The following is an 18,958-nucleotide window of genomic DNA, read 5'->3' on the forward strand; positions in this document are numbered from 1 at the left end:
CGGCTCCCGACGACGACGCCTATGCGCGGGCGGCCTATGAGGCGCCGCAGGGCGAGATCGAGACGACGCTGGCACAGATCTGGGCCGAGCTTCTCAGGGTCGAGCGGGTCGGACGCCACGACAACTTCTTCGAGCTCGGCGGCCATTCGCTGCTGGCCGTGCAGGTGCTCAGTCGAGCATTACAGCTTGGGCTGAACTTTAGCGCCGCCGACCTCTTCCAAGCCCCTGTTCTGAAGGAACTTGCATCGAAGATACATTTAGAGCCACAGCCCAGTTGTCCGGGAGTGATTTCCGTTCGACCAACCGGATCGCAGCCACCGCTCTTCTTTGTCCCCACAGGCTTTGGAGATTGTTCCTATGTCCTCGGTTTGGTGGAGGAAATGGATGTAGACTGCCCAGTATACGCTCTGCCATGGCCGCCCTTCAATGACGTTTGTCCACCAACAATTGAGGCGATTGCCGCGGAGCTAGTCCTTGCCATCAGAGAGATCCAGCCAAGGGGTCCATACCGCTTTGCTGGATACTCATCAGGCGCAATCGTGGCTTATGCAATTGCCCAGCACTTGCTGAGTCTCAGCGAAGCTGTGTCATTCATGGCGTTCATAGATGTTCCGATACCTGCAAATTTGTCAAAGCTATCACCTATAAGTTTGGTACGAGAAGTTATGTTGGAACATTGTGAATTCGTCAACGATGAATCCGTCGAAGTATTGGAGCGCTTTGCCGGGCAATGTTCAGTTGCTGAGTTGCTTGAAAAGGCACAGCAAATTGGGGCTTTGCCTCCGGATCATGATCTCCAAAGTGATGTTCTGATGTATCAAAAGGCGGCCCAATTCCTCCAGGCGCTACAGTCGTATCGAGTTCCGTCGCTCCCAATTGAGATACATCAGTTTTATGCCAGTGAGCCTCTCATCCTTCGTCGGGTACCGCCTGATAAACGGTTAGATCGGGAGGTAGACTCGCCAAAGCAGGGTTGGGACCTGATTTTGGGTGCGGGAGCCATTCACGCGATACCAATTCCAGGCAACCACGCCACAATGGTGAGCAATCCAAAAAACCGCCAAGTTCTGGCTCGAGCCATTTCAACGGCCTTAATCGGGACTGTTAAATAGACTCAACGAATTCCCCCGAATGTTTCTGGCCTCGCAGGTTAGTCTCGAGCCCCAAATACTCCCGCAACTCGGGAAGTCCCGGCCCGGCGGTCCAAGATGGGAAGCAGTTCATATGTGGTCCGTCGCCCACTCTGATCGATGCCAGCATGTTCGAAACGAAGGACACAAATAGATGGAGATTATGACGATTGATCAAGAGAACATCATCGTCGGCATTCGTCCAATAGAGAAGGCCGATGAATTCACTTTATACGCTTCCGAAGTTACGTCTATTGGACGCGCTGTTCCTAAAGTCCGCCGCGAAAGCGGTGCCGCAAGAGTAGTTGCCCGAACACTTCTTGGGAAACTGGGATTCCCATCAATGCCGATCTTAAAGACGCGCTCTGGTGTTCCGATCTGGCCACCCGGCGTCATCGGATCTCTGGCGCACCACGATACAGTAGCAGCCGCCGCTATTGCCGGGACGAAAAGGATTGCAGCTCTCGGCGTCGACATTGAGCCTAATGAACCTCTTCCGGAGAACCTGATCGACTTGATTGCCACCCCTAACGAGCAACGCATGTACGATCTACATTTGCTCAAGCGGCGGGACCTCTTTGTTTTGAAGGAGGCTGCGTATAAGGCGTATTTTCCACTGTACAATCAGTTCCTTGAATTCCAGGACGTGGAAATTGATATCTCTGCGCGATTAGGGCACGTGTCGAAAGCAAATTGCACGTTTTCGCTCGAGTTACTTATTTCCAAGAATGTAATTGGGTTGGCTTATTCGCGGTCGGCATAGTGAGCGACGCTGTCAGGATGATCGAGCCGGTGCACCAGCGTCGCTCGAACGAATGGATGCATCGCGCGGCCGACATTGTTCACCGACTACACCTCTCCAGAAATCGAGCGGGCGCCGAAGAGCGGGTTGGGGTGACCTGCCACGGGTAATTTCCCCATCTGAGATTAGAGTCCGGGCCTTCTTGCTCTGATGCGTCCTTCTTTTCCTTTGTGTTCCTCTGCTTCGGTGCGGCGATAAGGCAAGCTTATCGTTCATTTCGTTACCGCGACAGGCGCGGCGCTTTTATGGATGCGGCTTGCCCAAAAAGCGCCGCCACGATTTCATCCTGCCAACCATAATTCTGCGGCCCAAATCTCTCTTGCGTCACCCCAGCCCTCTCTCCAGCGGCACCAATGCGCACCGGCGTCCGCCGTGCCGACTTGGCTGCGCCGGGCTGCCGGCCGGCGCCTGGCGGCAGAGCCTGGTACTTTCGGCGGCCGCGGCAACGGCGAAGCAGGCCGGCCGCGTCGAGGATGAGGCGGCATTGCGCGATCCAGTGCTGCTCACGCGGCCGGGCGATTTTTTGTCCGTCGGCCCCGCCGGTCTTTTGCTCTCGCCTGGCGCCGGCTGGCAGCCCGGGCCGCCGAGGAGCTGCTGACGGAGAGACATCTCGCTGCGGTATTGGAAGAGTTTGGTCCCGCCTGCGGCGACGAGGCGGTCGGCGACCTAGCAGACGACCTTCGACAGCTGTCTGCCAGCATCGGAATGGTCGGCTTGGTGACCGGCGCGTTCATGGCCGCCGAACGACCTGGAGGCCAGTAATTTCTCTGGGGTTAGGCGGCGCGCAGAAGGGGCGATTTAGGCTTGAAAATCGAAGGCACGTTTGACTCTGGCCGTTGAAACGGTACCCGCAAATGCAGTTCGCCATTGATCTCGCCCGTCCGGACCTGCATGAGCATATGCGCGCCGTGAAGCATCTTCTTGACCATACGTTTCCCGACGAATGAGTTCACCGCCGACTCGGCGAAGGACGTGGCAACGTGAAGGCCGGCTCGGTAACGCTTGCCATAGTTTACGATCACACCACGGTTCGAACGGATGTAGTCAGAAGCTGCAACGCGAGACTATGAAGGCGTGCGATCGAGAACTCGCCTTCTCGCTGCGAATGCTAGAGTTTTACGAGGACCCGCTCCAGGTCGCGGATGGGGCGATCGACACGACCGTGCCATAGACGCCACTTCACCGCCCTGACTGTCGATGGAAGGCAGCTCCCCGGTTCGGTCAGTGTGGGATTGTATCCATTGATCAGCGATCTGTTGCATGGGCTGGATCTTCATGGCGATATGGAACCAGTAGATGATGTGGGCCGTCGGCTTCGGCATGGCGCGGGGCAGCCGCTTGAGAATTTCTGCGCCGTCCGAGATCACAGTGACGTCGCCGAAGCCGCCGTACCCTTCGCGCCGAAGGGTATGAAGGTGCGAACCCGGATCGCCATTTGGTCTGTACTTCCGGTGACGAAATAGCGGCCACCGGATTCGCCTCGGCCACCGCTGCCGGATCTGGCGACGACGAGTTCGAAATTTCGCGCCGAATTGGGCTCGGCGCTGCGCACATAAGCCGTATCGATGCGGACGACGAACTCCTTGCGTCGATCCCCGGGAAGCTGCGTATCGAGCTGGCGTCGGTCGATTTGAGACCTCGCGCGCCCTGTTTCCGGCGCGATATGGTCGTCGAGTCGATCGCCGATCCTGATGGTGCGCTTGCGCGACGGTCGCATGCTTCTCCGTTGGCTCAATTGGCAGGAACTCGGCCAGCACCTTCGCCGCCTCCCGGTACGGCATAGGGCTTACTGCCGCGCCGTCGACGTCGCCTGGTCAGGACAAATTTCCTTCAGCGGCGCAATGGCGCCGACCATGCCGGGATAGCACTCCCGACACAGCAGCCAACGTGGATTGCTAACCTCAACGGCGCCGAAGACGATTCTGATCCGACGCGTTGTGTAGTCCTTAACCGGCCGGTCGGAATGTGTGGCAGTCCGGGCAAACCCGACGGAAAAGCGCGTAGGTCTCTGCCTCGTGGTTCACGACCGCGCTTTGCTGCGCCGCCATGACTTTCTTGCCCTCTTCGATCGAGAAGCCGATTTCACCGTCGAACAAGCGCTCCAGCTCTTGCCGACCCGGACCTGCCCACGACAGACGTTGCCGAATTCGTTATTGCCCTCGATCGTGATCGTCCAGTCCACCGCTACCGTCGCCTCCTCGAACAAGAACGACGGTCATGGACCGGTCGGGCCTTAACAACCGATAATGACCCCAGAGAAATTACCGGTCTCGACAGCGGTCCCCTCGGCCATGTTGACGAAGTGTTGGAACGTCGTTACGAAATGGAATTTATTTCCAATATCTGAAGATGCGAGGGCAAATGCGCCGCGACCACGGAGACAAGGATAGCTTTGATGTTCAGCAGGCGGAGCAAATTCAAGGCGGCGCCGCGCCTGCAATGAGCCGGCGCTCTTCAGCCTTGCATCAGGCTACATATCATTTGTGCGCGCTCACGCGATAGGCGAGGTGGTCTCGATCGTCCCTCGGGAGAGTGTGCTTGTGCCGCTTTCTCCACTTGCATTTCGTTGGTTTAAACAGGTTAGACAGCGACGTGCTGCTCTCGATGGAAGCATTCGTTTCGAAGGCTGGATAGCCTTGCCACTTAGCTTAACACAGGAGACTATGATGAATGAGCGACTACACGATGCCGCCAACCGCCTAATCACCAAAAAGCGTGATTGCAGCGCGGACCCGGTAAATCTTTGCGGCCTGAATTCAACCAAAGACGCGTATAATATCCAGGCATGTACCCAGTCTTTGTTGGGTGTAAATGCGGTGGGCTGGAAGGCGAGTCTGTTAGCCGATTCCTCCGTACTATCCGCCCCCATTTTTGATTGCGATCTTTTCTTCTCGGGCGAGACACTGCCAATTCAACGAATGAAAGACGGCGTGGAGTGCGAGTTGGCTTTCGTGATCGAAACTGCGATCGGGCCGCGACCGGTAAGTGGCTATACGAGAGCAGATATTATACCCTGTATTGGTGGCGTCATGGCTGCATTCGAATTGCTAGACAGCCGGTTAGTGGAATTGTTTCAGTCGCCGACACCGCACCTGTTGGCAGACAACCTTGGCAATGGGGGTGTTGTGTTAGGAATGGCAAACTCTTCGTGGCTGAAGCATAATCTCCTCGAGATCGCTGTCGAGTTGACCGTGGATAATCTAACCGTACTCGAAAGGCGCGGCGGGCATCCTGCAGGGGACCCATTTGATGTCGTTGTGGCACTCGCCAATCATCTCGCTCATCGCGGAAAAGTCTTGGAACCAGGTCAATTTGTCATGACTGGTTCCTATACGGGCATACATAAAGTCAAAGCGGGGCAACACTTAGTGGCGACTTTCGACGACATCGGAGGTGCGGCTCTCCATGTCGCCACTGCACAAAACGATTACTGAATCGATCGGGATGTGACGAAGGTGGATCAGATTGCAGGTATGGCGGGTGTCGTCGGTATTCTATATATTTTTTAGTTACATATGAATGTCTCAGTTTAAAGCTTGAAATGTTCAGGACTTCAAAATTACAATCTAATAGTATTTTCTTGTATCTGCGCGTGTATTTATTATAGGGATCGATGTTCGGAGGCAATCCCGTCCAGCGGGACGGGATTTTTTTGTGCTGGAAACGTATTCCATTTTGGAAACAACTCATTTATGTTGCAAAAAACGGAGAGGCTGCCAAGTGACTGTCGCTGCTGTGTCGAGATGTCTGACCTTGTTGGAACTGCTTGCGGGCGAACGTGAGCCTGTGGAATTATCAGATCTTGCTGATCGGCTCGACATGCCTGCCAGCGCGGTCCACAGGCTCATTGCGACGCTGGTGCACCACGGATGGGTCATCCAGGACGACGCCAGCCAGAAATATGCGCTGTCGCTGCGAATGAGCACCCTGGCTTTCCGGAATCTGGATGCCCGCAACGTACCGGATGTAGTCCAATCGGTCTTGACCAGGTTGGCTGCGGAAACACGGGAATATTGCCGTCTTGCTATTTTGGAAGGCCGTGACTTGGTCTGGGTCGCCAGGGCACAAGGTGCCGTCACCGGGTTACGGTACGATCCCGATATGGGGCAGGAAATAGTGCTGCATGCAACTGCTAATGGTAAGGCTTGGCTTTCCACATTGCCGGAGGAAGAGGCCCTGGAACTTGTCTACTCCCGCGGGTTTGGAGCAAGGCGCAAACTCGGGCCGAACTCGGCTCGTTCGGTCGACGACCTACGGGTTCGACTCGAGGAAACGCGACAACGGGGCTTCGCCACTTCCTTAGAAGAAGCTGAAACCGGGACGGCCGCAGTCGCCGTACCATTCCGCGCCAGTTCTGACCCGCATGCGCCAGTTGCTGGGACGATATCAGTCGCGGGCCCTCTTATCCGCATTACACCCGATCGCTGGCCAGAATTAGCGGACGCGCTAAATCGAGCGGCGACTGAACTCAGCCACATCTGGCCGCTTCGAAGCCGTCAGCGGATGATGACACCGCTAACTATCACGGTAGGTGCAGGAGTAGCCAAGAGAGCGCAGTCCGCGTGACAGCGTAACCAGCACGCTCAAGCCCATTTCCACCGTTCGGCGACCACAAAAACTGAGGATTGCCAGATGACGGCTATCATATTCAATCATGCCACGGTCCGCGAAAGCGCCGACATGCTGAGCTTTCTGCGGCTGAGCGCTGAGCGAGGCATCGATACCGTTTCCATCTGGGGAGACGAGATAACCAAGGTTGGGGAAGCAAATGCTCTGGCAGCATTGCGCGACCATGGTATGAAAGTTTCGGGTTACAATCGTATTGGCCCCTTTGTGCCGGAGTACTTGGGCCGCGCCGAAGCGGAACTGGAAAGGGCCGCGCGGTTTGGCGCCGACCATGTATTCCTGTTCACCGGGGGGCTCGCAGAAGGGGAGCGCGGGCTAGCGGCAGCACGGCGGCGGGCGGAAGACCAGATCGGCCGGCTACTGGAAATGGCCAGGCGCATAGGGGTCAAGCTCGCTATAGAGGCCTTACATCCAATGCTTGCGGGCGACCGCACCGTAATCACAAGTCTAAGGTCTGCCAACGACCTATGCGAGGCTTTTGGGCCAGGACTCGGCGTGATCGTGGATGTCTACCATCTTTGGTGGGACGAGCGACTGGAAGCGGAGATTATGCGCGCGGGCCAAGCTGGGCGGCTTCTTGGCTTTCACGTCAATGACTGGCTACTTCCAACCCGCCATCTTTTGACCGATCGCGGAATGATGGGAGATGGTATCGTTGACCTGCCGGCCATAGAAGGCATGATGCGGCGAGCAGGGTTCCGCGGTGCCGTAGAGATTGAGATTTTTTCAACGGATTGGTGGGCTCGTGATCCGGCAGAAGTAATGGACATCGCCATCGCGCGTTGCCGGCGTATCTTTGGTGGAAGCGACTAATGAGCGCCAAGTCGTGCTCCTGTCACCTTAGGACTGATGGTTACTCTTAACGATCCTCCCGTCCGATGCGTTTTTTTAAGAGTCGAAAAGCGGAGAAGTCAAGCCAAGCTTGCTAGGCGCTTGGCTGTACATCTCAGCCCTGCCACCGACAGCCTAGCGGGCAGGCCCATCGGTTCGGACCAGGTAAATGAATGCAGCATCTGGTGCTGCCCTTAAAGCGTTGCGCGCTTTTGCAATTACGGATCCGCCGCGCGTCGAAGGAGATGCGCGGCGGTTGAACCCAGGACCCGATTCAACCCCAGATCTCGCAGATGTGTTCCGCGATCAGCCCTACCTGCCCTCTAATCATGTGGATGCCCGAATGGGTCTCAACACCCCGGGCTTCAGCTTCCGCCAACAGCCGCGTCGTCTCTGGCTGTGCAATGACCTCCGCCATTGTCATACCTGGCTGCAGGAGGTCAGGGTCCAGAGGCAACGCATCGGTTTCCTTGAGGCCAAGAGAAGTAGCGTTGATGACGAGCTGCCCAGCCACGGGTTTCGCGGGACCCGCTCTGGCAACAGTGTGCCCGAATTCAGCATTCATTGTGTCCACCAATGCCTCTGCTTTATCGAGTGTGCGGTTGGAAACTGTGATGCTGTTCGCACCCGCTTCCACCAGTGCGAACGCAATCGCCACGGCGGCTCCTCCCGCCCCTAGGATCAGCACATCACGACCCTCAATCGCGATGCTATTGGCCTGAAGTCCGCGAACGAAACCTTTCCCGTCAAACTGGTAGCCCCGAAAGCTACCGTCCCGCTCACGCCGCACGAGATTTACCGCCCCCACGCGTTTTACCAGGGGATCCAGGCTATCGCAAAGCTCGAGGGCGGTCTGTTTATGGGGTATAGTTATGCCGAATCCTACGAGGTTCGACATGCCTTTTAACCCGGCCCAGACCGTGTCAAGCTCCTGTACTGGGACATGGAGTGGTACACATGCAATATCGGCCCCACATGAGCTGAAGATCGCATTGATAGTGGCAGGGGTTTTCGCCTGGGCGATCGGATCTCCGATTATGCCTATCAATAGCGTGGTGCCCTTAATCTGGCAGCAGTTCACCATGAGAGTTCCTCACGCTTTAGCCAAACGATGCTTCCATCTTCGATGCCGACTATGAGATCGAGGGCACCACGACCGGCCCAATCTATTGCTTCTGGGGATGCGACATGCATGGCCATGGCGATGATCTCATCTCGGAACTTGAAGGGGATCGGCAGGGCAAAGCGCGGCTCTTCAGGCGTGCCGACATTGCGGGAATAGAACAGGCCGGCCTGTTTCGTCGTATTGCGGGGCGCGCCGGTCGCCGGGTCAGGCGGAACGCAGGCGCGGGCGTGAGTGCCGAAGATCAGGTCCGTGCGCCCGGTGCTTTCCCAATCGCAGAAGCAAAGTTTCACCCGGCCCCGGCCGCCGCCGACATCAACGGTGAATCGCATCGGGTCGCCGTTTGCCCAACAAACATCGCGCTTGTCCACGAGTTTGGTATCGGAAGCGCGCCTCCAATCGCTGAGAACGCCTTCTTCATCCAAAGCAAGATAATGAAGCTCCCCGTCCTTGAGCCAATCCACGACTGCCGGACGCACGCGCCAGACGGTCTTCAGGGGCTTGCCCTTGTAGGTTAGGAATTCTTCCTTTGCAAAGCGCGGCGGCAACGCCTTCTCGCCGGTATTGCGGAAAAGCCGATGACGGCCGGTCACATCGCTGACAAGAAGGTCCATGTGTCCGGAGCCCGTCCAATCCGCGATCGTCGGGCAGGAATAGCCGAACATCTTTTCCGATGGCCCCTGAATGGAGCCTGTAAGTCCGGCGGCAAGCCGGATCGGCCTTCCATCAGCCGTCAGCATAATCTCCTTATCCAGGTAAATTGTTCCGTTCTCCTCCCGGCTTTGGTAGAATAGAAGCTCGCCGGTGCTGTTGCCGATAACGAAGTCGAAATGGCCGTCGCCGCTGAAGTCATACGCTGCCGGGCTCGGCAATACGCCGGCGTGGATCAGCGGCTTGGTTGTTTCCACGCGTCCACGCTTCTCGAACCGCGGAAGGCCATCTTCCCCATCGCCACAGTTCTTGAGATAGGTGACGTAACCGTCCTCGGCGCCGAGGAGAATGTCTTCGCGGCCATCGCCGTCCCAGTCGACCACACAAGGCAGATGGATGCATTGATCGAGCTCGAGGACCGTATCGTCGGGAGTGCGAAGCAAGCTGGTCGGCTCAAATTCTCCGTCTTCGCGCTGGCGCGCAATATGCAGGATGTTCCAGAACTCGCCGGTGATTAGGCTGTAGCGCGATCCGCCAAAGCGGCCAAAGGCAGGCGCGAGCTGGCCATATACTTCCAGCGGAGTTTCACCCGAGATGAGGGGACGGCCACGCTCCAGCACCGGGTCGGCCAACGTACCCTTGTTCTTAAAGGCGTAGAGGAAGCCGCGCAGCGGTCCGCCGAGCCAACGCCCGGCGTCGTCATAGCCGCGGTAGCCTTCATCATTCCATTCCAGCCCGTTGGGCCAGTAGTCGTCCCAATTGTCACTACCAACGATCAGCTCAGGGACGCCGTCCCCGTCGATATCGTGGAAGCGGGCCATGTGGAAATATTCGTTGCCCTTGACCCAGTCCGCCTCAAGATCGAGACGCAGAGGCTCACCGAATTTCGGCGCTCCTTTCTCGCCGATATTCGGGAAAACAAAGATCTGCCTACGCATACGAGAGGCGGACACAAGATGGAAAATGTCGCCATCCTTCACGGCAGTTACGTATCCTCGTACGCGTTCAATAAGCTCCTCCTCGCCGAGAATTGGCGTCCCATCCGGGTTCGTTCCGATTTGGCGCCGAAGAAATACGCGTCCATCGTAACAAGCGTCCCAAGCGGAAATAAGCAGGTCGCGCGTGCCTGTCCCACTCCAGTCTACAACTTCGACACAGCTGATGATGCGCCCGGCAACTGGCGCTGACGTCACTTGGGGATGATACCGTAGTGCCTCAGAACCATAGTCTGGGCCGTGCCACACGATAGCATCGTCCTCCCATCTTTTGACGCTCACGCTTTTTCTCCTTGTTCGGATCGATAATGGAATGCTATTCTAAAACGAAATATGATTTCAAATCTAGCGAAAAGAGCCCGATGACAAAAAATGCCCATGGAATCGTACCGGTCATGCTCACGCCCTTTACCGCCGACAATTGTGTTGACTGGGAGGGGTTGGAGCGACTGGTGGAATGGTACGTTCAGAACGGTGCCGACGCTCTCTTCGCCGTCTGCCAGTCAAGCGAAATGCAAAAACTGTCGCTTGATGAGCGAATTGCGCTATCGAAGAGAGTGGTATCGCTGGCCGACGGACGCGTCCCGGTGATAGCGTCCGGACACATAAGCGATCGCCCCGACGACCAGCGCACCGAACTGATGGCAATGGCGGACACCGGTGTCCACGCGTTGGTGCTTGTCACCAATCGACTAGACATCGGCAATAATGGAACAGAGGCCTTCCGCCACGGTCTCGATGCCGTTTTGAGTTGGGTGCCAAGTGATCTGGCGTTAGGACTTTACGAATGCCCTGCACCCTATCGCAGGCTGCTGACTGACGAGGAATTCAAAGTATGCCGCGATACGGGGCGTTTCGTCACTCTTAAGGATGTCTCTTGCGACCTTGAAACGATCCGCCGCCGTGTGGCGCTGTCAGGAGACTCGGGATTTGCGGTCGTCAATGCCAATGCCGCGATTGCAGCGGCCGCGATGCGCGAGGGCTCCAAGGGTTTCGCCGGCGTCTTTACGAACATCCATCCCGATCTCTATGCCTGGCTGTATCGCCACGCTGCCGATGAGACCGATTTGCGCCGCGAGTTGGAGATATTTCTGGCGCTCTCAGCAATGGCCGAGCCAATGGGCTATCCTGGCCTCGCCAAGATTTATCATACCCGCCTCGGGACTTTCTCGAGCGCTCATTCGCGCGTCACCGATTACAACATAGCTGAGCGCCACTGGGCAGCAATGAGTCTGCTTGACCACATCCATACAGGGACAGAACGCTTCAGGCACAGGATAGCTGAACGCGTGTAGTGGAAGGCGTATCAGGCCGCGCTTTGCCTGACCTGCGCAAGCCGATGCACGACTGCTGCTCATAATCATCACATTCAGTTCTATCAATGCGGATTTTATCTTCGCGGTCGAGGATATGCCACGGCAGGGCCAGGCGGTACTCGCAAAGCAGTTTCGGACCGAAGCAGGTGGTAAGGGAGCCAATCAGGCCATCGCCACCGCGCGCGATGGCGCCGCTGTAGTCACGGTATGGGCGGTCGGTGAGGATGCGTTGGCCGATGTCGCCATGCAGAACTTGATCCACTCAGTCGATTGGGCCGGATAGCGCATGTGACTGAGCCGACAGGTTGTGCATCGATCCTAATCGCCAGCCAGGGCCGTAACATGATCGCAGTTGCTGCTAGCGCCAATCTTGTTGCGTATTCAGACATTGTGGATGATGGCCCCATTTCTAAAGCAAGCGCCGCCGTCATGCAGATGGAGAATGACCGACCGCAGATTCAGCGGCTGATGCGACGCGTCAGAAATGTAGGAGGCAGGTCAATTCTCGACCTCGCACCCGCATTTCTATTGGACCGCGAGTCTCTCTCGAGCTGCGATTTGATAATCGTCAATGAGGACGAGGCAGAGGCGCTCGCAGGTTGGATGGCGTGCGGTTCAAGATTTGTCCACGTGCTTGAATATTGACGTGCTACGGACACCTGGGGGCGATGGAGCGGAAGTCTTTGCTGCCGGCGAAAGGATTTCTTTTGCGGCATTGCCGGCCGAAGTCAGCGACACTACGGCAGCTGGGGACTGCTTCGTAGGTGCCCTTGCATCCGCATTAGATCGCGGCTTGTCAAATAAGGCTGCCGTCGGTCGAGCGGTAACCGCAGCGGGCATCTCCTGTTCGCCCAAGGGGGGCCAGTCGAGTATTCCTTTTGCGGCGGAGAAAGATCAATGGTGTCTGCAAGCCTAGTGCAAAGGTCGCGAAAAGGTACCATTTACCGTATTTTTTATCGCGGAAATCACGTCTCGCTAGAGCCGTGGAGACTAGTATGAGTTATACTTTTTTCTTTTCGGCAGTACTGGCGCTTCTCCTGGCGCCTGGTCCGACAAACACATTGATGGCGCTTGCGGCTGCCCAGAAGGGGCCTCGCCGCGTGCTGCGTCTTCTGCCCTCAGAGTTGCTTGGATACCTTACGACGACCTTGCCACTCGCGGCGCTAGGCAATTGGCTGTTCGAGCGCTGGCCTGATGTGGGAGTCACCTTAAAAGTAGCGGCCGCAATCTGGATGATGTATCTCGCAGTGAAACTCTGGGGAGTGCGACTTTGGGGAGGGGGAAATGCCGAGGTAACCGCACTGAGGGTCTATATCACCACTGTCCTGAATCCCAAGGCCCTGATCTTCGGTCTTGTCCTCCTTCCCGTTCCAGTGGACGCGCAGTTCCTCCCGAAACTGGGACTATTGTGTCTTTCCGCAACCGCAGTAGCCCTTATATGGGGTTTGGCCGGAGCGCTAACGCAGGTGGGCAAAGCGGGAGAAACTCGCCTGCGTATTGCGCACCGCATCGCTTCCATATGGCTGGCTCTGGTCTCGTTTGCGCTTCTCGCTTCTTTGCTTAGAGCCTAAGCGACAGAGGCCGGCTTGATCCTAGACTCGGCGAGATGTGAAGGGTCACGCTGCGCAAATCCCCGCTCTCACGGTTTTGGCACCAGTATCGACTCTGCGTTTGCACTTTAACGCAATTTGTTCGGTTACGATCGGAGGCCCGCCGTCGATGTACCGCTTGCCCTCCTGGTCGAAGAGGCCTCATTACACACGCGCTTAGCGGCACAATTCGCGGTTACGTGGGCGATCACGTCGTTATTTGCCTGCCGTTGATGGCGACTGGGGAGAACTTAGAGACGATCATCGGGCTGCTCGGTGAGGCCATGGATGCAGCCGTGCTGGAAGTTCGCTCTAAGGTGGACCGACTGTAGATCAAGGGCAAAAGCTCTAGCGCCAATGGGTGTCACGGAAGCAAACCCACGATGTGCCAGTCTTGATTGAATATACTTTAAGGGTACACGTAAATGAACTAGCAGGCTGTTGAAAAAGGCGCTGGCCGCGGCCGTGAGAGGGTGATTCACTGTCTCCGAAGAGATTCGGAGGGCGATGGGTGCGCGGCGGCGACAATCGAACTGGGGAGTTGTTCAGCTACGTTGACCTCGAGGCGCGGGTTCGACGCGATCATCCGCTACGCGCCATTCGGGTGATCGTGGACGAGGCGCTGGCTAGGTTGGAGCGTGACTTCGCAGCGCTGTATTCGCCGATCGGGCGGCCGTCGATCCCACCCGAGAAGCTGCTCAGGGCGATGCTGCTGCAGGCGTTCTATTCGATCCGGTCGGAGCGGCTGCTGATGGAGCGGCTGGAATACGACCTTCTGTTCCGCTGGTTCGTGGGTATCGGCGTCGATGATGCGGCCTGGGATCATTCGGTGTTCTCGAAGAACCGCGACCGGCTTCTGGAAGGCGACATCGCGGCGAAATTCTTAGGCGCAGTGCTGGCAGAGCCTAGGGTGAAGAAGCTTCTGTCGACGGATCATTTCTCGGTTGACGGCACTCTGATCGAGGCATGGGCGTCGATGAAGAGCGTCAAACCGAAGGACGGCTCAGGCGAGCCACCGGCCCAAGGCGGCGGGCGCAATGCCGAAGCGGACTTCCGTTGCCAGAAGCGGTCGAACGACACGCATGCCTCGACCACCGATCCGGATGCCAGGCTCTACCGCAAGGGCAAAGGCAAGGAGACGAAGCTGTGCTTCATCGGGCATGGACTGATGGAGAACCGCCACGGTCTGCTGGTCGATGCCTGCCTGACACTGGCCGACGGTCATGCCGAACGGGTCGCCGCCCTGCACATGATCGAGTCGCGCGCCGAGCGGCCGCGGGCGATCACACTCGGCGCCGACAAGGCCTACGACGCTGAGGACTTCGTCAACGAACTACGCTCAATGAACGTGACGCCGCATGTCGCGCAGAACACCAGCGGGCGCAGTTCGGCGATCGATAGCCGCACGACCCGGCACAGTGGCTACGCTATCAGCCAACGCATCCGAAAGCGCATCGAGGAGGCGTTCGGCTGGGTCAAGACGGTCGCCGGCCAAGACAAGACCAAGTTCCGCGGCCGCGACCGTGTCGGATGGGCTTTCACCTTCGCGGCCGCCGCCTACAATCTGGTGCGGCTACCAAAGCTCATGGCGGTGCCAGCGTGAGCGCGCCGGCGGGCTGCCTGCTGGTCGGCCGCTGGCGCATCGTCGAGGCCGATCTGGGGGATCGCGGCTATCTCAACCTGTGTGGTCCGGCGACGATCACCATCGGCGACGACAACAACGGCGAGATTGCCTTTGGCGCCCTGGAGGCTGGCCTCGATCTCAGTTACGGCCCATCAATGGTCTTCTTCACCTGGAACGGCTGTGACGAGATGGACGAAGTCACAGGCGACGGCCATGCCGAATTGCTCGACGATGGCTCCATCGAAATCACGTTTGCCTATCACAACGCCGATGAGGCCATCCTCAAAGCCAGGCGCGACACTTCTTCAACAGCCTGCTAGCTTAATGCGGGCGGCACGGTGTGCGTCTGTGTGGAGTTGCGCTCTTGTCGTTCCGATTGTAATGTTACAGATTCGGATTCGTTCACCGTTGAGAGTTAACCGTGGCAAATGTTTCACCAACAGAGCGTTCACTTGATATCATTGAGTTGCTCGCCGATCATCCTGAAGGCCTCGCGGTCAGCGAGATAGCGCGACGGCTCAAGCTCCCCAAAAGCATTGCCCACAGGCTCCTCTCAATTCTTACCGACCGCGACTTCGCTATCCAAGATAGCGCATCACAGCATTACCGCTTGGCAATCCGAACTGCGTCGCTCGGACTTCGGTTTTTTGGGAACATTGGTCTGAACGAAGTGTGCCAGCCCATCCTGACTCGATTGGCACAACGCACCGGCGAGTTCGTTCGACTTTGCGCGGCAGAAAACGGTGAGCTGTTGTGGATCGCTAGCGCCCAGGGGAGCTCCGAAGGACTTCGATACGATCCCACAAAGGAAGTGGGACCTACCCTTTACGCGACGGCAAATGGTCGCGCTTGGCTATCCACGTTGAGGGAGACAGACGCACTAGCACAAGTCCGCCGGAAAGGTTTCATCTTGCCGCGCGACTATGCAGGTTCCTCAGTGACGAGTGAGGAACAGCTCTCCAAAGAGTTGAAGCACATAAAAGAACGTGGCTACGCTGTATCGGCCGATGAAAGCGTGATCGGGATTACAGCGTTCGCGGCGCCAGTTCCAGATCGCGAGGGGGGCCCTGCGCTCGGTTGTGTAAGCGTTGCCGGGCCGTCTGTACGCATGTCGCAATCCCGGGGACGCGAAATTATCCCGGATCTCCTTGCCGCAGCCAAAGAGCTAGGCGAGATTTGGCCTATACCGCGTTTTAAAAGATTGCTTCAATCCCCGTAGATTAACAAAGCGCCCGGCGAAACTTCAACGGTGCCGTAGCGGGAGTGGTTGGAGTTGGGAGTTGGCATAGTCTCCGGGTTGTTCAACCTCGAATCATCCGGCGTTAGCCTAGTGGCCTCAGCTCGAAAAAAACATATCACAAGGCGCAGGAACGGGGTCTCATCACGCATTTCCTTGCCGGTACAGTGGACGGTTACGTAGCCGACAACGTCGCCATTTGTCCGCCGTTGATTGCGCAAAGTGAGCACATCGACACTATCGTGGAACTCTTGGTTGAAACAATTGACGGGACGGTTTTTGACGGTTTGCGCAGGAGCGGCATGCAAAAAGCGGTGACTGACGCTTTGACCATCGGACGTTGCGTAACGACAGTTCACGCGGCGCCAACTCGATTGACAGCTCGTGGCCGAGAAAGGTGCCTCAATTTGGAGTGTGCGGTTTCAGTGGCGACGCCATGGGGATACAGGTTGCTGGATCGTCGTTCTGCTATTAAGTGTGGTCTGGTATGAAGTCTTAACCTTTATCAGTGAGACGAAAAGTGGGAAATGTTTCGCCGACGGAGCGCGCTCTTGACATCATCGAATTGCTAGCCGACCACCCAGAGGGGCTCGCAATCAGCGATATAGCGCGCCGCCTGAAACTTCCGAAGAGCATCGCTCACAGGCTTCTTTCAATTCTGGTTAGCCGGGATTTCGCGGTCCATAATGAGGTGACGCAACATTATCGCTTAGCTATTCGGACGGCCACCTTGGGGCTTCGTTTCTTTGGTAATATCGGATTGAACGAGGTCTGTCAGCCAATCCTCAACAGACTTGCCCATCGCACAGGCGAGTTTATTCGTATCTGCGCCGCGGAAAATGGTGAACTGGTTTGGATAGCTAGTGCCCAAGGAAGTTTAGACGGTCTTCGCTACGATCCGACGATGGAAGCCGGCCCTGCTCTTCATGCCACGGCCAATGGCCGCGCCTGGTTGTCGACCTTAGATGGCAACGATGCTCTTGGGCAGGTCCGCCGACTGGGGTTCATTCTTCCCCGCAACTACGAACGCTCTATCGTGACGAAAGAGCAGGAGCTTTCTGAAGAGTTGCACCGAGTTCGAGTGGCTGGATATGCAATCTCGGCGGATGAAAGTGTTATTGGTATCGCTGCGCTTGCAGCACCAATTCCGGACAAGAATGGAGGCCCTGCGCTGGGGTCTGTTAGCGTCGCCGGCCCAACCGTTCGGATGACCCCCGCTCGGATCAAAGCAATCGTACCGGATATGCTCTCTGCAGCAAAAGAATTATCCGAAATCTGGCCGATCCCACGTGTCAAGAAGCTATCGACGATCGCTTCCAGCGAGTTGAACGGATATCGGCCGTGAACCTGGAAAACGTATTTAGCCAGGCCCAGTCCGATGGTGCTAACATGCTTCATTGTGGCGTTCGGTTCTTCCGACCAGAGTGCGTTCCGCTTCAACCTTGAGTTATTCCCGGATAATCCGTAAGCGGTGTTCTCAGGCCACGGCCTTGAGCTCGGGAGCCGGGATGTAAGCCCAAGGCAGCAGGTCGTCGATCTGGCTGTTGGGGTGGCCGTTGACGATCCTGGAGAGGACATCGGCGAGATAGCCGAGCGGTTCGACATCGTTGAGTTTGCAGGTTTCGATCAGCGAGGCGATGACTGCCCAGTGTTCGGCACCGCCGTCAGAGCCTGCGAAGAGCGCGTTCTTGCGGTTGAGCGCCATCTCGGGGTCATTCTGCCCATGTTGGGCAGGAGGTCGAGGTCCATTACCGTTGGCACCCGTATTTCGGACGTCGGCTTCGTTGCGAGAACAGCGAAGAGCGCGCCAACGGCCGGATCATTCATCTCGTCGTCGCGCCCGGGCATGTCATTACCGCTCCGGCTTGGATGATCGATCCCGTGGCTTGCGCGGCGATGGACCTAGGCCCCCCGCGCGTATCGCTTGCCGCGCTGCTTGAGCTACACAAGCTCTTGATCGAACGCCGTTTCCGGCGAGGCTCTCCGGATGGTTTCACCATCGCGGAGGCGCAACATGAGAACCCTGCCACCCCCGACACGATCTCTCGTGGTCGTTCGCCAACTCAGCTTGCCGCTCGACTCGGAGAAGCTGAACGGGCTGAGTTCAGCGCAACGGACCATAGTGATCGCCCGGCTCGCCAACGTATTGATGGCCGCCGCCGGCGTGGCAACGGAGGAGGAGAGCTGCGATGACGAGCGGTAATCTGATTCCGACTGCCGTCCTCAAGCGCAAGGCCGTCGTCTATGTGCGTCAGTCCACTCAGGCGCAGGTTCAGCTCAACCTTGAGAGCCAGCGTCGGCAATATGAGCTTGTCGACGTCGCGCGGCGCTGGGGATTCCGCAAAGTAGAGGTGATCGACGAGGATCTGGGACGAACCGCAAGCGGGGCTGTGGAACGTCCCGGTTTCGAGCGCCTGGTCGACGATCTGTGCACCGGCCATGTGGGCGCCGTGCTTTGCCTGGAGGCGTCCCGCCTGTCGCGCAACGGGCCGGACTGGCATCGGCTGCTCGAGTTGTGCGGCGAAGTCGATGCACGCGTGATCGATCTGGACGGAGTCTACGATCCGGGATTGCCGAACGACCGCCTGCTGCTCGGTATGAAGGGCAGCATCAGCGAGTTCGAGCTCGGCGTGCTGCGTGCCCGCATGTACGAGGCCGCCCGTGCCAAGGCACAGCGCGGGGAACTGCGCATCTCCGTGCCCTTCGGCTATGTCTGGCACCGCGATTACGGTCTCGGGTTCGATCCCGACATGCGCCTGCAGGAGACTATTCGTCTGATCTTCGCGCGTTTCCGCGAACTCGGCAGTGCGCGGCAAGTGTTGATCTCGATGATCGATGACGGCGTGCATTTCCCCAGACCCTCCGACGGCAAGAAGATGGTGTCCTTCGACTGGGTTCCGATCCGCTACCGCAACGTGATCTCGATCCTGAAGAACCCGTTCTACGCCAGCGCCTATGTCTATGGTAAGAGCGAGAAGCGCACTGAGATCGTCGATGGCCGCGTTCGCAAGAGCTATGGCCATTACAAGCCGGC

20 protein-coding genes and 2 pseudogenes are annotated in these 18,958 nt (G+C 57.5%); 17 read left to right on the forward strand and 5 right to left on the reverse strand.

Going from position 1 to position 18,958, the window contains the following annotated elements:
* From NKH01_RS33845 to NKH01_RS33855, 3 genes and pseudogenes are all read left to right on the forward strand, one after another.
* A partial coding sequence (locus NKH01_RS33845) for a thioesterase domain-containing protein (protein WP_353024598.1) occupies window positions 1–1,112 on the forward strand: 1,112 nt, incomplete at its 5' end.
* 172 nt (window positions 1,113–1,284) lie between these two features.
* A complete protein-coding gene (locus NKH01_RS33850; protein WP_353024599.1) occupies window positions 1,285–1,893 on the forward strand; it encodes a 4'-phosphopantetheinyl transferase family protein in 609 nt (202 codons plus the stop codon).
* 439 nt (window positions 1,894–2,332) lie between these two features.
* Window positions 2,333–2,685 (forward strand): annotated as a pseudogene (locus NKH01_RS33855) (DUF1403 family protein); the annotation flags it as partial.
* 610 nt (window positions 2,686–3,295) lie between these two features.
* On the opposite strand, the gene NKH01_RS33860 reads toward NKH01_RS33855, so the two are convergent.
* Window positions 3,296–3,649 carry a hypothetical protein gene (locus NKH01_RS33860; RefSeq protein ID WP_353024600.1) on the reverse strand — a complete coding sequence of 118 codons (354 nt, stop codon included), beginning with the start codon at window positions 3,647–3,649 and terminating at the stop codon, window positions 3,296–3,298.
* Between the two features lie 229 nt (window positions 3,650–3,878).
* Window positions 3,879–4,028 (reverse strand): hypothetical protein, encoded by a 150-nt coding sequence (locus tag NKH01_RS33865; RefSeq protein ID WP_353024601.1) that lies wholly within the window; start codon window positions 4,026–4,028, stop codon window positions 3,879–3,881.
* Between the two features lie 570 nt (window positions 4,029–4,598).
* Here NKH01_RS33865 and NKH01_RS33870 point away from each other — a divergent pair.
* The 3 genes from NKH01_RS33870 (at window position 4,599) to NKH01_RS33880 (ending at window position 7,371) form a co-directional block, all read left to right on the forward strand.
* A complete protein-coding gene (locus tag NKH01_RS33870) occupies window positions 4,599–5,366 on the forward strand; it encodes a 2-keto-4-pentenoate hydratase (RefSeq protein ID WP_353024602.1) in 768 nt (255 codons plus the stop codon).
* A gap of 301 nt (window positions 5,367–5,667) precedes the next feature.
* Window positions 5,668–6,498 (forward strand): IclR family transcriptional regulator, encoded by an 831-nt coding sequence (locus tag NKH01_RS33875; protein ID WP_353024615.1) that lies wholly within the window; start codon window positions 5,668–5,670, stop codon window positions 6,496–6,498.
* Window positions 6,499–6,564: 66 nt separating this feature from the next.
* Window positions 6,565–7,371, forward strand: a complete 807-nt coding sequence (locus tag NKH01_RS33880) for a sugar phosphate isomerase/epimerase family protein (protein WP_353024603.1) — start codon at window positions 6,565–6,567, stop codon at window positions 7,369–7,371.
* Between the two features lie 292 nt (window positions 7,372–7,663).
* Here NKH01_RS33880 and NKH01_RS33885 read toward each other — a convergent pair whose 3' ends face one another.
* On the reverse strand, window positions 7,664–8,473 hold the full coding sequence (locus NKH01_RS33885) for a shikimate dehydrogenase family protein (RefSeq protein WP_353024604.1): 810 nt from the start codon (window positions 8,471–8,473) through the stop codon (window positions 7,664–7,666).
* Window positions 8,467–10,143, reverse strand: a complete 1,677-nt coding sequence (locus NKH01_RS33890; protein WP_353024605.1) for an FG-GAP repeat domain-containing protein — start codon at window positions 10,141–10,143, stop codon at window positions 8,467–8,469. The genes NKH01_RS33885 and NKH01_RS33890 overlap by 7 nt, the downstream gene beginning before the upstream one ends.
* A gap of 377 nt (window positions 10,144–10,520) precedes the next feature.
* On the opposite strand from NKH01_RS33890, the gene NKH01_RS33895 reads away from it, so the two are divergent.
* The 9 genes from NKH01_RS33895 to NKH01_RS33935 all read left to right on the forward strand — a co-directional run bounded on the left by NKH01_RS33895 (window position 10,521) and on the right by NKH01_RS33935 (window position 17,269).
* On the forward strand, window positions 10,521–11,453 hold the full coding sequence (locus NKH01_RS33895) for a dihydrodipicolinate synthase family protein (protein ID WP_353024606.1): 933 nt from the start codon (window positions 10,521–10,523) through the stop codon (window positions 11,451–11,453).
* A gap of 115 nt (window positions 11,454–11,568) precedes the next feature.
* Window positions 11,569–11,757, forward strand: coding sequence for a PfkB family carbohydrate kinase (locus NKH01_RS33900; protein ID WP_353024607.1), 189 nt, complete (start codon window positions 11,569–11,571; stop codon window positions 11,755–11,757).
* A gap of 5 nt (window positions 11,758–11,762) precedes the next feature.
* Entirely contained in the window at window positions 11,763–12,119 is a 357-nt protein-coding gene (locus tag NKH01_RS33905) for a carbohydrate kinase family protein (RefSeq protein WP_353024616.1), read from the forward strand.
* A complete protein-coding gene (locus tag NKH01_RS33910; protein WP_353024608.1) occupies window positions 12,046–12,390 on the forward strand; it encodes a PfkB family carbohydrate kinase in 345 nt (114 codons plus the stop codon). The genes NKH01_RS33905 and NKH01_RS33910 overlap by 74 nt, the downstream gene beginning before the upstream one ends.
* A gap of 79 nt (window positions 12,391–12,469) precedes the next feature.
* Entirely contained in the window at window positions 12,470–13,045 is a 576-nt protein-coding gene (locus NKH01_RS33915) for a LysE family translocator (RefSeq protein ID WP_353024609.1), read from the forward strand.
* A 529-nt stretch (window positions 13,046–13,574) separates the two neighbouring features.
* The gene (locus NKH01_RS33920; RefSeq protein WP_353024610.1) at window positions 13,575–14,666 is read left to right on the forward strand and encodes an IS5 family transposase; all 1,092 of its coding nucleotides are present in this window, start codon (window positions 13,575–13,577) and stop codon (window positions 14,664–14,666) included.
* Entirely contained in the window at window positions 14,663–15,007 is a 345-nt protein-coding gene (locus tag NKH01_RS33925; protein WP_353024611.1) for a hypothetical protein, read from the forward strand. The genes NKH01_RS33920 and NKH01_RS33925 overlap by 4 nt, the downstream gene beginning before the upstream one ends.
* 101 nt (window positions 15,008–15,108) lie before the next feature.
* The gene (locus tag NKH01_RS33930; RefSeq protein WP_353024612.1) at window positions 15,109–15,906 is read left to right on the forward strand and encodes an IclR family transcriptional regulator; all 798 of its coding nucleotides are present in this window, start codon (window positions 15,109–15,111) and stop codon (window positions 15,904–15,906) included.
* A gap of 538 nt (window positions 15,907–16,444) precedes the next feature.
* Complete coding sequence (locus NKH01_RS33935) at window positions 16,445–17,269, forward strand: IclR family transcriptional regulator (protein ID WP_353024613.1); 825 nt, start codon at window positions 16,445–16,447, stop codon at window positions 17,267–17,269.
* Between the two features lie 132 nt (window positions 17,270–17,401).
* On the opposite strand, the pseudogene NKH01_RS33940 reads toward NKH01_RS33935, so the two are convergent.
* Window positions 17,402–17,629, reverse strand: a pseudogene (locus NKH01_RS33940) (transposase domain-containing protein); the annotation flags it as partial.
* A gap of 309 nt (window positions 17,630–17,938) precedes the next feature.
* Between NKH01_RS33940 and NKH01_RS33945 the strand changes: the two are divergent.
* Window positions 17,939–18,127 (forward strand): hypothetical protein, encoded by a 189-nt coding sequence (locus NKH01_RS33945; protein ID WP_352458677.1) that lies wholly within the window; start codon window positions 17,939–17,941, stop codon window positions 18,125–18,127.
* The coding region (locus NKH01_RS33950) for a recombinase family protein (protein WP_353024614.1) at window positions 18,114–18,958 on the forward strand (845 nt) is incomplete at its 3' end. The genes NKH01_RS33945 and NKH01_RS33950, both read left to right, overlap by 14 nt.

The sequence above is a fragment of the Mesorhizobium sp. M1403 genome, assembly GCF_040317695.1.
GTDB lineage: Bacteria > Pseudomonadota > Alphaproteobacteria > Rhizobiales > Rhizobiaceae > Mesorhizobium.